The sequence below is a fragment of the Pseudomonas sp. W5-01 genome, from assembly GCF_046540435.1.
GTDB lineage: Bacteria > Pseudomonadota > Gammaproteobacteria > Pseudomonadales > Pseudomonadaceae > Aquipseudomonas > Aquipseudomonas graminis_B.
Genome location: NZ_JAXCIP010000007.1, coordinates 74,833 through 89,449 on the forward strand (window position 1 = coordinate 74,833; position 14,617 = coordinate 89,449).

The window sequence follows — 14,617 nt, forward strand, 5'->3', positions numbered from 1 at the left end:
ATTGACTACCTCGGGAAACCTTCCACACCCAGATGACAGGTTTTGCGACGACTTCGTCGCCGATCGCGGGACAAGCCACGCTCCTACAAGAGCGCGCGCGGCTGCTCAATGCGAATGCCGCGGCTCGCCGCTGCGTGCAATCACCCGCAAATGCAGCGTTGCCGGCTCCAGACATCCGCCAGTGGACAACTGCCCCACCAACTGCCGATACAGCTCCTGCCACGGGGTTTGGGAGGGGGGCATCTTCGGCTCGAACAGCGCGCGGCGTGCGGCCATTTCCTCGTCGCTGACCAGCACGTTGACGCTGCGGTTATTCAAATCCACGCGCAGCCGGTCGTTGGTTTTCAGCAGCGCCAGGCCACCGCCCACCGCTGCTTCTGGCGACATATTGAGGATTGAAGGGCTGGCCGAGGTGCCGCTCTGCCGGCCATCGCCCAGGCACGGCAGCGAATCGATGCCTTGTTTGATCAGCGCAGACGGCGGCGCCATGTTCACCACCTCGGCGCTGCCGGGATAACCGACCGTGCCAGCGCCACGGATCACCAGAATGCAGCGCTCGTCGATTTCCAGCGAAGGATCGTTGATCCGAGCGTGATAGTCCTCCGGGCCCTCGAACACGATCGCTCGCGCCTCGAAACTGTTCTCCGCGCCGGGCTCGGACAGGTAGGTCTTGCGGAACGCCTCGCCGACCACCGACATCTTCATGATCGCGCTGTCGAAAAAATTACCGCTCAACACGATAAAGCCCGCGCGGTGTTTGAGCGGGTCTTCGTACGGACGAATCACGTCGGTGTCGTGGGCGACGGCGTTGCGCACGATGTCACCGATGATTTTGCCGGAGACCGTATAGCAGTCTTCATGCAGCTTGCCCGCCTTCTGCAGCTCGTGCATCACCGCCGGCACGCCGCCTGCGCGGTGGAAGCCTTCGCCCAGATACTTCCCGGCCGGCATGCAATTGACCAGCAACGGCACGTCTTCGCCGATGCGCTGCCAGTCGTCGAGGCTTAACTCGACGCCCATGTGCCGGGCGATGGCGATCAGGTGCGGCGGGCAGTTGCTTGAAGCGCCCAACGCGGAGGCGACCGCGATTGCGTTTTCAAACGCCTCGCGGGTCATGATCTGTGAAGGGCGAACGTCTTCGCGGACCAGATCGCAGATGCGCTTGCCGGTCATGTACGCCATCTGCCCGCGCTCGCGGTACGCCGCCGGAATGCTCGCGCAACCGGGCAGCGACATGCCCAGTGCTTCGGCCAGCGCGTTCATCGAGAGCGCCGTGCCCATGGTGTTGCAGTGGCCGACCGACGGCGACGCGGCGGTGGTCATTTCCATGAAGCCTTCGTAATTAATCTCGCCGGCCGCCATTAAATTCCGCGCGTGCCACAGCACCGTGCCGGAACCGATCAATTCGCCCTTGTGACGACCGTCGAGCATCGGCCCGCCGGACAACACGATGGCCGGCAGGTCGGTGGTCGCCGCCGCCATCAGGCAAGCTGGCGTGGTTTTGTCGCAGCCGGTGGTCAGAACGACGCCATCCAGCGGGTAGCCGTGAAGAATTTCCACCAGCCCGAGGTACGCCAGGTTTCGGTCCAGGGCCGCGGTCGGCCGGCGCGTCTGCTCGGCCATCGGGTGCACCGGAAACTCCATCGGAATGCCGCCCGCATCACGGATGCCGGCTTTGACCCGCTGGGCGAGCTCAAGGTGATGACGGTTGCAGGGCGCCAGATCAGAACCCGTCTGGGCGATGCCGATGATCGGTCGGCCCGATTGCAGCTCCTCGCGGGTCAGGCCGTAGTTCATGTAGCGCTCGACGTACAGCGCCGTCATGTCAGCGTGTTCCGGATCATCGAACCATTGCTGGCTGCGAAGGGGGCGTTTCGGCGTGTCGGACATGGTTCGGGTCTCTCTTGGAATTAGGTGTGCTGCGTAGGTGTTCAGCGTTACAACAAACCGCGCACGGCAAGATTGCGTATCAACGCGCCGACGCCGAACCTCCACGGCGCCGCGTCACTGCTGTGGGTCACCTCATTGTGCAGCCCGCCGAGCAGGCTGCTGCTGATACTGACCTGATCGCCCAACTTGTGGGTGAAACCACCGCCGGCATGGTCACGGTCGGCGGTCGGGGCGAAGAGGGTACCGAGAAACAGCAGGAAGCCGTCCGGGTATTGATGGTTGGCGTTGAGCGCCTGTCCAGCAATGTCGGCCGGATCGCGGCTGATCTGCGACATCGAGCTTGAGCCTTTCATCACGTAGCCGTCATCGCCTTTTACCTGCAGATCGACCACGCAGTTGCGCACGTCATCCAGGGAGAAGGTTTCGTCGAACAGCCGAATGAACGGGCCGATGGAGCACGAGGCGTTATTGTCCTTTGCCTTGCTCAGCAGCAGCGCGCTGCGGCCTTCGAAGTCACGCAGATTGACGTCGTTACCCAAGGTCGCGCCGTGGATGTGCCCGCGGCTGTTCACCGCCAGCACCACTTCCGGCTCGGGGTTGTTCCACTCGGATTTCGGATGAATGCCCACCTGGCTGCCGCTGCCCACTGCCGCCAGCACCGGCGCTTTGGTGAAAATCTCGGCGTCCGGGCCGATGCCGACTTCAAGGTACTGCGACCACATGCCTTGTTCGATCAGCAGCGCCTTGAGTGTGCGGGCTTGTTCGGAGCCCGGTTTGATGTTGCGCAGGTTGTCGCCAATCGCGTTCTGCACGATGGCGCGCACGCTCTCCGCCTTGGCCGGGTCGCCCGCCGCTTGTTCCTCGATCACCCGTTCGATCATGCTCGCCGCGAAGGTCACGCCGGCGGCCTTGATCACTTGCAGGTCCGCCGGTGCCAGCAAGTATGGTTTGTTGGGATCGGGCGTTGCGGTCGAATTCGCCAGCAATTCTTCGAGACTGGCGACGCGCGTACCCTGGGCTTCGCGAACGGCGGCCAATGGCGAGTCGACCTCCAGCAAGTCGCTCAACGTGGCGAAGCTCGATGAAAGATCGAACACCCCGTCGCTACGCACCACCACGGGCGACGGGCCGCCAACTTTACCGGGCACCCAGGCGCGGCCGATCAGCGTGCCATTCAGGCCGTCGGCGGGGAGGGTGTTTTCGGGAGTGAGCTGAATCGGCATGGTGAAGTCCTCAACGCTTTTTATGATTTATCAACGACCCTAATCAGCGCCGTCGATAAACTCCAATGACATCTGCTTAAGAATCGATAACATTGGGTTATCGCTTATTGAGGCCGCGCTCATGTCGGACATTTCATTTTCCACGGTCTGTAACTGGCTCAAGTTCAAGCATCTGGTGCTTATCGAAACCCTCGCGCGCACTCGCAACATGCACGCGGCGGCGCAACATATGAACCTCAGCCAACCGGCGGTGAGCAAAATGCTGCGCGAGATCGAGCGGCTGCTGGGCTTTGATGTGTTCGAGCGTCTGCCGCGGAACATGCCGCCGACCGCCCTCGGTGAACACGTGGTTCGCTACGCGCAGATCGCCCTGAACGACGCGAGCAAGTTCGTTGATCAGATCAGCAGTCTGCGCGAGGGCGGGCATGGTTTCCTGAAGGTGGGGGCGATCTTCGCGGCGACCGCGGTGGTGCTGCCGGAAGCCATCGTGCAGTTGAAAGCGCGCTGGCCGCTGCTGTCAATCGAGGTGGTCGAGCAGACCAGCGATCACTTGATGGAAATGCTCGACGACAAGAAGCTTGATCTCGCGGTGGCGCGCTACACCAACGAAAACCAGCAGCAGGTGTATGACTTTCGGGCGTTGGCGCCGGAGCCATTCTGCATGGTCGTCAACAGTCGTCACCCGCTGATTGAATTGCCGCAGACGCCGCTGCAAGCGCTCGGAAACTGGCCATGGATTCTGTATCCGCTGGGCACGCCCATTCGCGCACGGATGGAGCAGGCCTTCGCCAAAGCCGGCATCCCCACCCCAAAGAACACCATCGACACCATCTCCATGCAGACCTTTCTCCAGGTGCTGCAGGCAGGGCCGATGATCGCCATGTTGCCAGCCTCGATGGCGCAGCCGCATCTGGATTCCGGCTTGCTGAAAGTGCTGAATACGCCGCTGAAACTGGCACCCCAGGATTACGGAATTCTCACCCGCCGTGGTGAGCCGTTACTCGGAGCTGCATCGGAATTTGCCGAGATCCTGCTGGCAAATGCAAGGCTGGCCCATCAATAGGCGATAACGCAGCGTTATCAATCAATGGAAACAAGTCATTATCCTAATCAATGCCGTTGTCAGTACCATCGGCCCGTGTTTCGACCCTCACATAACAACAATACAGGCGCCCTCGAGTGCCTGGAGGTCCCACCATGGAAACCGTTTCCCAGCGCCTGCCCGAGTCCTCGGGTCCCGGGCACGCCAACTTTGAAGACCGCACCTACCGCAAAGTCATTCTGCGCATCCTTCCCGTCCTGCGCCTGTGTTACATGGCGGCGTATCTCGATCGCGTGAACATCGGCTTCGCCAAGCTGGACATGCTCAACGACCTGCAATTCAGCAACACCATCTATGCCCTCGGCGCGAGCATGTTCTTCTGGGGCTATTTCCTCTTCGAAGTCCCGAGCAACCTGTTGCTGCATCGCTTCGGCGCAAGGTTCTGGATCGCCCGGATCATGCTCACGTGGGCCATCGTGTCCATGGCCGTCGCGTTTACCGTGCCGCTGGCGAAGTTTTTCCACATCGAGTCGGAAACCATGTTCTACGTGCTGCGCTTTTTGCTCGGCATCTGTGAGGCAGGCTTCTTTCCCGGCGTCATCCTTTACCTCAACTACTGGTTTCCTACCCGTCGGCAGAGCCGGGTGATGGCGGGTTTCCTGATGGCGATGCCGATCAGTCTGACGCTGGGCGGTGTGATTTCCGGCTGGTTGATGACCCGAATGCAGGGCGTCAACGGCATGGCCGGCTGGCAGTGGCTGTTGATCATCGAAGGCCTGCCTTCGGTGGTGATGGCCTTCGTGGTGCTGGCGTTCATGGCCAATAACATCGACGCGGCCAAATGGCTATCGCCCCAGGAAAAGGCCATGCTCAAGGCCAATCTGGAGAATGACAGCAAAGGCAAGGCGACGAATTTGCGCGAGGTGTTTTTCAACGGACGCGTATGGCTGCTGGTGCTGATCCTGCTGACGTTCAACACCGGGTTCTACGGGCTGGCGTTCTGGATGCCATCGATCATCAAAAGCGCCGGCGTCTCCAACCCGATGGACATTGGCCTGCTGACGGCCATTCCCTATGGCATCGCCGTGATCGCCATGACCCTCAACGCGCGGCACTCCAACAAGACCGGCGAGCGCCGCTGGCACGCAGCGATTCCGGCGATCATCGGCGGCATCGGCTTGATCCTCAGCGCCTACTTCGCCAGCAACGTGGTGCTGTCGATCATCTTCCTCAGTGTGTCCGCGTCCGGCGTGCTGAGCCTGATGCCGATCTACTGGACCCTGCCGGGCACCGTGCTGTCCGGCGTCGCGGCCGCTGCGGGGATCGGCATGATCAACGCCATCGGCAACCTGTCAGGCTTCACCGGTTCGATGATCACCGCCGTCGCCGAGAACCTCACCGGCAACATCAACAACGGCACCTACGTGCTGGGCGCCTGCTTGTTCATCAGCGCCGGACTGATCCTGTCGATCCCTCGGGCGATGCTGGGCAATCACAAGGCCGAAGCGCCTGCGCGGGGCGAGGTGCTTTCTCACGCGTAGACGAGAATCAGGGCCTGCCATCGCCAGCCGCGATGGCAGGCTCGTCATTGCCTGATATACGCCGCTCACGGTCACTCCTAGCATCGGTCGCACATGACCTCGCCGTCGGCGAAATGGAGAAGAACCTGTGAGAAATTTCCGGATTGGCCAGATCGTCCCCAGCTCCAACACCACCATGGAAACCGAGATCCCGGCGATGCTCACGTCGCGGTACTCCCTGTTTCCGGACGAGCGCTTCACCTTCCACTCCTCCCGCATGCGCATGATGAAAGTCAGCCCCGAAGAACTGAAGAAGATGGACATCGACAGCGACCGCTGCGCGCTGGAATTGAGCGATGCGCGGGTCGATGTCATGGCGTATGCCTGCCTGGTGGCAATCATGTGCCAGGGCGCCGGCTACCATAAAGTCTCCCAGGAGCGCTTGAGCAAAACCGTCGCCACCAACGCCTCCGACGCACCGGTGCTCAGCTCGGCCGGCGCGCTGATCGACAGCCTGCAGATGCTCAACTACAAGAAAGTGTCCATCATCACGCCCTACATGAAGCCACTCACCCAACAGGTCATCGACTACATCGAAGCGGCCGGAATCGAGGTGGTGGACGCCATCAGCCTGGAAGTCTCCGACAACCTGCAAGTCGGTCGCCTCGACCCGATGGATCTGGTTTCCCACGCCGACCGGCTCAACATCGGGCAAGCCGATGGCGTCGTGCTGTCGTGCTGCGTGCAGATGCCGTCGCTGCCCGCCATCCAGGTCGTACAGGATCGGCTGGATAAGCCGGTGCTGTCCGCGTCCGTGGCGACCGTCTACCAGATGCTTAAAACCCTCGGCCTCAAACCGCAGGTTCCCAACGCCGGCCATCTGTTATCCGGCGCGTTCTGAGGCGATGCCTGACGGGGTACTATGGCGGCCACTCAGGCCAGCACGCCCGGTACCCCACATGAAACTCGACCCTGTCTCGCTGCGCCTCTTCGTCAGCGTCGTCGAAGAAGGCACCATCGCTGCCGCCGCCAAGCGCGAACACATCGCGGCAGCGGCCGTCAGCAAGCGGCTCAGCGAACTGGAAGAGCTGCTCGACTCGCGACTGCTCACCCGCACCAATAAAGGCATCACGCCGACCGACGCCGGCCTGTCGCTGTTGTTCATGGCCCGCAGCGCACTGAACAACCTCAACGACATCGTCCTGCAGATGCGCGACTACTCCAACGGCACGCGCGGCTCGGTGCACGTGCTCGCCAACATCTCCGCCATCACCCAATTCATGCCCGGCCTGATCAAGTCGTTCATGGCGCTTTACCCGCTCATCAACATCGTCCTCGAAGAACAACAAAGCCTGGCGATCACCAAAGCCGTCGCCGAAAACCGCGCCGAGATCGGCATCTTCACGCGCCTGCCCCACGGCGCCGACATCGAAGTCTTCCCGTTCCGCACTGATCGCCTCGTATTGATCGTGCCCAACGACCACCCGCTGGCAGGCCGCGAATCTGTTCGTTTCAGCGACACCCTCGACCACGAATACGTCGCCCTGCGCAGCGGCACCCACCTGAATTTCCAGCTAATCAAAGCCGCCAATGACCTCGGCCGCTCCCTGAGAATCCGCATGGAAGTCGCCAGCTATGACGCTTTGAGCCTGATGGTTCAGGCCGGCGTCGGCATTGGCATCATGCCCGAGGGCAGCGTAGGGATTTACCGCATGGACGGCGCGAAAGTGGTTCAGCTGGAAGAGGAATGGGCCAGTCGCGAACTCAATGTTTGTGTGAGATCAAGGGAGGGTCTGTCGGTGGCGGGAGCGTTGTTTTTGCGGCATGTGTTGGCGGGGTGAGGCTGATCGCCGTTATCCTCGACTATCGCCGAATGGAACTGCAGGTGCGGTGACCCGCCTTGCTGCTTCCTTCGATGAGTCACGCAGGCTGGTGAGGGGCTGCCTGACACTGATCTCATCCGCCAGCCGCTGGATACCCGACAACAAGGAGCGTTCACATGGTTAATTGGCCCGCCGTAACAGCTGTCTTCTCGGTCTACTGTGCCGGCGTGATCATCCCCGGCCCCAACTTCGTGGCGGTCGCGCACAAAGCGGTTTCTGCGACAACGGCTCACGCACTGATGCTGGTGGCGGGCATCGTGGTGGTGAATCTGTTCTGGGCGACATGCGCCATCCTGGGCATTGGCGCGGTTTTCTCGCTGCTGCCGTGGCTGGCGTTCGTCGTCAAATGCCTAGGCGCGGGATACCTCGTCTGGTTCGGCATGCGCCTGATATTCGCCTCCGGTAAACCCCCCACACTCAATGCCCGGGCCGGCCAGATGCCCAGCCTGCGAAGCGCCTTCAAACAGGGCGTCGCAACCAACATCGCCAACCCCAAGTCAGTCGCGTTTTACGCCGCGATCTTTTCCGCTGCCGCACCCAGCCATGTCGAGTTTGAAACCTTCGCGGCGATGCTGGCGATGGTCGGCCTCGTGTCATCTGCCTGGTACGCACTGATCGCGACCGCGCTGTCACGGCCTCGGATTGCCGGTGTGTATGCCAGCAAGAAAAAGGCGATTGATCGGGCGTGTGGGGCGGTGATTGTGATGCTTGGGGTTAGGCAGATGGGGCGGTGAGGGCGTACAAGGGAACACCGATCCGCCCTGCGAGCATATGATCCTCTCGTTTCCACTCAAAAAACGCTCAAACGGCTCCAACCATGATGCAGTTACTGCAAGGAAGCACAGATGGACAGACTTGAACGGATCAAAGGCTGCCTGCTCGGCGGCGCGGTGGGCGATGCGCTGGGTGCGCCGGTTGAATTTCTCAAATGGAACGACATCCACGCGACATTCGGTGCGCGTGGCATCGTCGATTTCGCCCCGGCTTACGGCCGCGTGGGCGCCATCACCGACGACACGCAAATGATGCTCTTCACCGCTGAAGGTCTGCTGCGCGCCCATGTGCGCGGTGTCTCCCGCGGTATTTGCCACATACCCGGCGTCATCCACCATGCGTTGTTGCGCTGGTTGATGACTCAGGACTACTCGCCTGCCATCACAAGCGTCAGCCTGGATGGCTGGCTGGTGAAGGAGCGCGAGTTGTGGTCCCGCCGCGCGCCCGGCCTCACCTGTCTAAGCGCACTGAAGGCCAGTACGGAATTTGGCTCTTTCGCTCAAAACGACAGCAAAGGCTGTGGCGCCGTCATGCGCGTTGCGCCGTGCGCATTCTTCCGCAACGCCTTCGACGTCGCCGCTGACTCCGGCCGTCTGACCCACGGTCACCCGACGGGCTACATGGCGGGCGGTCTTTTCGCCGACATTCTCCAGCGCATCGTCGACCGCCAAGACAGCCTCGAAGACGCCATCGCCAAAAGCCTGGCCGAGCACGGGGACAAACCTGGAATGGAGGAAACCCGAGCGATTGTGGAACGCGTTCTCTTCTTTAGCTACGAAGGCCACCGCCCCACCCCCGAGCGGATCGAGGAATTGGGCGGCGGATGGATCGCGGAGGAATCCTTGGCCATTGGCATCTGGTGCGCACTGACTGCCACATCGTTCGAAGATGGCGTCATCAATGCCGTGAACCACAGCGGCGACAGTGACAGCACCGGGCTGATTGCCGGGCATTTACTGGGCATTCAGCACGGCGTTGAAGCGATCCCGGATCGTTGGCTTGCGCCGCTTGAGCTGCGTGGGGTGATTGAAGCGGTGGCGGAGGATATCGAGCGCGTGCCTAGGGATTTCTCGGGGTATGGCGGGGAGTTTGATGATGAGATTTGGAAGCGGTATCCGGGTGGCTAGCCCTGGAAAGTTTTTTTGCATCACCTTTTACCGACTTAGGTGCCGTGATACTCGGGCTTCAACTCGCGAGTGGGCAGGAAGGCGTCCTCTCCCGAGTGTGTCGGCGACTTTACGCGGGCGGCTTCTGGCGCGTCATGAGCGTCGCTTCGCGATTGGCCGGCAAAGTGTGCATCAATCTGCGATCTTGATCCTTGGGGCATCCTTCTAATGGTAAAGGCGCTGTGGTGAGCGCCCTTTTCGTGGCGTCAGTGTAAAGATGAGTGAGTAACGTGTCGGTATAGTTGAATTTCAGCGACATGTCTCGCGCTCGTGTCGCTGATGGCGACATGTGCGAAAGCCCCTGGGAATTGATTTGTGGATTTGCGGTGGTTTGAGCTCAAGGAATATAGGCTGCTGTTCCAGTCTCAGTGCGTGAACGCTCGTATGGAAAAATCAGGCAGAAGTGGAACGATGTTTTTCTTCGTTTAATAGTATCGAATACTTGGTCGGTCCCGAGCGCAGGGGATTTTGCTCGATGGGTATGACTAACCCATCTTCAGCCGATGCACGCGAATACCTGGCTCCTTCACGGTGAACTACTAAGAAATCTTTAGCGGTCGGCTGCTCCGGTGCAACGGATTTTGCGCAAACAGGTGCCTGCCCCATTTAGCAGGGGAGGCTGCGCAGTGAGTCCTCAATCAGGCGGAAACGCTTTGCGAGTTGTAGTAATAAAATTGATTTCGTAAAGTTGATTGAGCCCTCGCGCACCTCACCCAATCGTCGAGGACGCAAGTCCGTCACATTACTCATAAAGCCATGGTTTCAGCTCATCCAGATTATTGACCACCCCTGCTCCTAGCTGCATCAGTTTGGCCCTCACGTGCCAAACCTCCCCATTTGGTCAGCACGCTGCTGACCAAATGCGGGGGCGCGCTATTCCTCATCAAAATAGTCCCGATCCAACGCTGGCAACCGCAACAGTCGCGAAGTTACACCCACCTCGTGATCCATCATCAGGTGCACCAACCGCGTACCGTCCACCAGCACGATTCCTTCTACTGACTTAGCAAAATCCACAGCCTGCGCCGTAAAACCGGAGGTCGTGATGAATACCCCGCGTTTTGCTTTTTGCCCAGCGAGTGCCCCGTAGAATGCTTGTAGCTCAGGGCGGCCAACCGTGTTTTGCCAGCGCTTGGCCTGAACGTAAACCTTCTCCAATCCCAGCTTATCCAACGAGATGATGCCATCAATCCCGGCGTCGCCCGAGCCGCCTACGCGTTGAAGATCGTTGCGGCTTGCGCCGTAACCCAGCTGGTGAAGCACATCCAGAACGATGACTTCGAAGCGGTTTGGACTGACTTGCAGCAGGTTGTCCAGAAGGTTTGCAGCGGTGGCGGCCCGCAACTCCTGAAGAGCTTGCTCAAGCCGATCATCCGGGCTGACGGTCGCTGACGTTATCTCAGGGGAAACGAGCGTTACGTCATCAAGCGGGGCTGCATCTGGGGCAACCTTAAGTTTCACATTCATATAGCCAATGGCTAAGTGTTCCACTTCTGATGGGGGCAACGGTGCCGGGTGCTCCTTTGCATAAGCGACGCCTGCCTCAGTTAACTTCCAGTATCCGTGCTTAGCGCTACTGGAAAGCCCCGCGCGCTTGAGCCGATCATGTGCCCAGCCCGAGCGATTTTTATAAGTGGCTTGACCACTTGCGATCAGCTCTTCGCGTTGCTCCAGGGTCAACTGCAACCTTTGCGCCGCAGACTCATGGGCGTCTTTCGCAGGCGCTCCATCGGGTTTGGTAGCCAGAAAACGCAAGATCGGCTCAATAAAGAGGTCATAGGTTGGGACTGACATGGCGCATCCTTGTGCAAAGTGAATGTAGTGAGCGATGGCGATCGATTTAACGCATCCTCAAGCTTCCGCTGGATCGCCCGCCTCAAGCCTTTGCGGGTTAGGAAGTGCCACGGAAGTCGCCCGCATCCAATCCAGCCGATTTCAGCATTTTCAGAATCACTAGCGCAAACGCTCGGCTCTTCGTCTCGTTATCCAACACTTCAAGCGACAGCTTTTCGTGGTCGGTCATGGCGTCCAACACAGTATCCAGCACTCGCTTGGGAAACAGGCCGTGCATCACTTGATCCACCGAGTGGTTGTTCACTTGAGCCATCACGTCTTCTTGACGACTGATCCGTTGGGCAATGCCAGTCAGGAACTGCAGTTGGTCATCGTCGCTGACCTCAGCACCGAAGATGTCGTTCAGCGCATCGATGATTTCCGACAGTCGCTTCTTTTCCGGATCGTTTGGTTTACCGCTTCCTACATCGCTTCCAGGTTTAATCCCGTACTCACCACTTTCCTCACCCAGACGTAACTGATGCTCAGCGCGCTTGCTCAGTCGGTAGTGACTCAGCTGCAGCTCGCCCACGTCCACGTCGTCTTGCTGCAAGCGATCCACGCGCAGCAGTGGATGCAGATGCTTGGCGTAAACGCATAGCTGCTCAAGTTCGCGATCTTCGTACGGCACGATCTGAAACAGAAATTCGTACAGTCGGACAAAGCTTTGCAGGTTCTTGCGGAACAGGTCGAGTTGATCGACCTGCTCGCCGGCCTCTTTCAACGCGTGCTCGGCTTTTTTCACGCCACTGCTGTCACCGTTAACTTCGGCTGTGCGCTTGAAGTCCAGGGCCAGTTGACGCGCTTCCACCGAGAGGGCGTAGCGCTTGGCAAAACGTTCCTTTGCGGGCGCGCAGTAGTAACTGAGCTTGCTTGCGGCCGCCTTCGGATCGAAGAACGCCATGGCGAATGCCTCGACCTCCTGCCAGTGATAGATACCCTCGGCATCCAACTTCTTCTGCAGGTCATAAATGATCTGCGGATCAGTGACATCGATCAGCTCTGCCTTCGTGTAGTACGGCAGGAAGGCGTCGAGAATGTCCTGAGGCTCGTTGAAGAAGTCGAGGATGAAGGTCTGCTTGCCGTCACCGAATGTGCGGTTGAGTCGTGACAGTGTCTGTACGCAGTCCACGCCCTGTAGCTTTTTGTCCACGTACATGGCGCAAAGCTTTGGCTGATCAAAGCCGGTCTGATATTTGTTGGCCGCAATCATCACGTTGAAGTCTTGCGTGTCGAAAGCGTCAGCCAAGTCGCGGCCATTCAGGCCGGTATTCAGCAGACTGCTGTTCTCCGTCACTTCTTCGGGAATCACCGAATCCGGCAGCACACTGCCAGAGAACGCCACCAGCGGGTGCACGTCGCCATAGCCCATCTGCTGCACGTAAGCTTTCACCGCCATCTGATAGCGCACTGCTTCCTGCCGGCTGCTGGTGACTACCATGGCCTTGGCCTGTCCATTGAGCAGGCCACGAATATTGGCGCGGAAATGCTCGACGATCACTTCAACCTTTTGGCTGATGTTGTAGGGGTGCAAACGGACCCATCGGGCGAGTTTGATGCGCGCCTTTTTGCTGTCCACCTCATCATCTTCGCCATCCGGGTGGGCAATCTTCCAGGCGGTGCTGTAAGTGGTGTAGTTGCGCAGCACGTCGAGGATGAAACCTTCCTCGATGGCCTGACGCATGGAGTACAGGTGAAACGGCTCTGGCTTGTTGCTGGAGCTGGGCGGCAATGTCGAATCGGCAGGGCGCCCGAACAACTCCAGGGTCTTGGCCTTTGGCGTGGCGGTGAAAGCGTAGTAGCTGATGCGCTCATTGGGTTGGCGCGCTTGGACGGCGGCGTCCATCAGCTCTTCTGCACTGACTTCCTCGGCGTCCAGTGCATCGCTACCGAGGATCTGTTTCAGCTTGCTGGCCGATGAACCGGTTTGCGAAGAATGCGCCTCGTCAGCAATGACCGCATAACGTCCGCTGGCCAGCTTGGGGTACTTGTCCAGTGCATCGAACAACGCCGGGAAAGTCTGGATCGTGACGATGATGATGCGGGTCTGCTCGGCCAGCGCCTCTGCCAGTTGTTCGGACTTACTCTGGCTACCAATGTCACGGCTGATCGGCTTGACCACGCCCTGAGCGTGTTCGAACTGGTAAATCGTATTTTGAAGCTGGCTGTCCAGCACTGTGCGGTCTGTGACGACGATCACCGAGTTGAAAAGCCGCTGCCCATCCGCGCTGTACATCGAGGCTAGTTGGTGTGCAGTCCAGGCAATGGAGTTCGATTTGCCGGAACCAGCGCTGTGCTGGATCAGATAGCGCTTGCCCGGTCCTTCGGCATGGGTGGTTTCAATGAGTTTGTTGACCACCTCCCATTGGTGGTAACGCGGGAAGATCATCGTCTCTTTGGTAACCAGCGTGCCGTCGAAGCCTTCACTGGTTTTTTTGTCCAAGTGCAGAAAACGCCCCAGAACTTTAAGCCAGGCATCGGGCTGCAACAGGCGTTGCCACAAGTAACTCGTTGCGTACTGACTGTCGTCGGCGGGCATTGGGTTGCCAGCACCACCTTCCTCGCTGCCCAGGTTGAAAGGCAGGAAGAAAGTATCTTTACCCGCCAATTTGGTGGTCATCGCCACTTCATTTTGCCCCACGGCAAAATGCACCAGCGCGCCGCGCTTGAAAGTCAGCAATGGCTCTGGCTTGCGCGTGAGTGGATCTTTTACCGGGCGGTCGTCACGGTACTGGCGCTTGGCGTTTTCTACGGACTGCTTGAACTCGCTTTTCAGCTCCAGCGTGGCGGTGGGGATTCCGTTGACGAATAGCACCAAATCCAGACGTGGGTTGTAGCTGTGCCCACTGTTGCCATCATCGCGAGAATGCGGTGAGTAAGAGACCTCCGGCACCACGCGCAGGCGGTTACAGTGGTAGCGCCTCAGGGTATCCGGATTCATGCTGTGGTCGGGCTGGAAGCTGCAAAGCTCGACCTTCACCGCAGGGAGCTTAAAGCCATGGCGCAGCACGTCGAGCGTGCCGCTTTGCTCCAACTCGCGCACCAGCTTCTGTACCAGTACGCCGTCAGGGTTATTCGGGTTGGCCTTGGCGAACTTGTCCCAGCGATCCGGCCAGGCGTCCTTGAAGTAGCCCAGCACATCTTCGGTGTACAGCGCTGTTTGGCGGTTGTAACCGCTGGCGGTGCCGACTAGCCAGCCTTGGGCGGCCAGGGCGCCGATAATGTCCTGCTGGAATTGATATTCCTTGCTATCCGCCATTACGCGTTCTACTCCTTGCTTGGCAGC

The 14,617-nt window shown here is 59.5% G+C and carries 11 protein-coding genes; 6 read left to right on the forward strand and 5 right to left on the reverse strand.

Features of this window, described 5'->3' with window-relative positions; all coding sequences use genetic code 11:
* Nucleotides 1-105 precede the first annotated feature (105 nt).
* Together SLW75_RS21435 and SLW75_RS21440 are read right to left on the reverse strand one after the other, a co-directional pair.
* Nucleotides 106-1,890: an IlvD/Edd family dehydratase gene (locus SLW75_RS21435; protein WP_369319246.1), complete on the reverse strand. Its 1,785-nt coding sequence runs from the start codon at nt 1,888-1,890 to the stop codon at nt 106-108.
* A gap of 47 nt (nt 1,891-1,937) precedes the next feature.
* Complete coding sequence (locus SLW75_RS21440) at nt 1,938-3,113, reverse strand: fumarylacetoacetate hydrolase family protein (protein ID WP_410929813.1); 1,176 nt, start codon at nt 3,111-3,113, stop codon at nt 1,938-1,940.
* A 121-nt stretch (nt 3,114-3,234) separates the two neighbouring features.
* Between SLW75_RS21440 and SLW75_RS21445 the strand changes: the two genes are divergently transcribed.
* The 6 genes from SLW75_RS21445 to SLW75_RS21470 all read left to right on the forward strand — a co-directional run bounded on the left by SLW75_RS21445 (nt 3,235) and on the right by SLW75_RS21470 (nt 9,459).
* Entirely contained in the window at nt 3,235-4,176 is a 942-nt protein-coding gene (locus tag SLW75_RS21445; protein WP_410935383.1) for a LysR family transcriptional regulator, read from the forward strand.
* 134 nt (nt 4,177-4,310) lie between these two features.
* Nucleotides 4,311-5,696 (forward strand): MFS transporter, encoded by a 1,386-nt coding sequence (locus tag SLW75_RS21450; RefSeq protein WP_410935384.1) that lies wholly within the window; start codon nt 4,311-4,313, stop codon nt 5,694-5,696.
* A 127-nt stretch (nt 5,697-5,823) separates the two neighbouring features.
* A complete protein-coding gene (locus SLW75_RS21455) occupies nt 5,824-6,576 on the forward strand; it encodes an Asp/Glu racemase (protein WP_410935385.1) in 753 nt (250 codons plus the stop codon).
* A gap of 58 nt (nt 6,577-6,634) precedes the next feature.
* Nucleotides 6,635-7,516 carry a LysR family transcriptional regulator gene (locus tag SLW75_RS21460; protein ID WP_369319241.1) on the forward strand — a complete coding sequence of 294 codons (882 nt, stop codon included), beginning with the start codon at nt 6,635-6,637 and terminating at the stop codon, nt 7,514-7,516.
* Nucleotides 7,517-7,674: 158 nt separating this feature from the next.
* On the forward strand, nt 7,675-8,292 hold the full coding sequence (locus SLW75_RS21465; protein ID WP_410935386.1) for a LysE family translocator: 618 nt from the start codon (nt 7,675-7,677) through the stop codon (nt 8,290-8,292).
* Nucleotides 8,293-8,403: 111 nt separating this feature from the next.
* Complete coding sequence (locus SLW75_RS21470) at nt 8,404-9,459, forward strand: ADP-ribosylglycohydrolase family protein (RefSeq protein WP_410935387.1); 1,056 nt, start codon at nt 8,404-8,406, stop codon at nt 9,457-9,459.
* Between the two features lie 109 nt (nt 9,460-9,568).
* On the opposite strand, the gene SLW75_RS21475 is transcribed toward SLW75_RS21470, so the two are convergent.
* The 3 genes from SLW75_RS21475 to SLW75_RS21485 all read right to left on the reverse strand — a co-directional run bounded on the left by SLW75_RS21475 (nt 9,569) and on the right by SLW75_RS21485 (nt 14,590).
* Nucleotides 9,569-9,757 carry a hypothetical protein gene (locus tag SLW75_RS21475; RefSeq protein WP_410935388.1) on the reverse strand — a complete coding sequence of 63 codons (189 nt, stop codon included), beginning with the start codon at nt 9,755-9,757 and terminating at the stop codon, nt 9,569-9,571.
* A gap of 614 nt (nt 9,758-10,371) precedes the next feature.
* A complete protein-coding gene (locus SLW75_RS21480; protein ID WP_410935389.1) occupies nt 10,372-11,292 on the reverse strand; it encodes a restriction endonuclease in 921 nt (306 codons plus the stop codon).
* 97 nt (nt 11,293-11,389) lie between these two features.
* Nucleotides 11,390-14,590: a type I restriction endonuclease subunit R gene (locus SLW75_RS21485; protein WP_410935390.1), complete on the reverse strand. Its 3,201-nt coding sequence runs from the start codon at nt 14,588-14,590 to the stop codon at nt 11,390-11,392.
* Between the last annotated feature and the right edge of the window lie 27 nt (nt 14,591-14,617).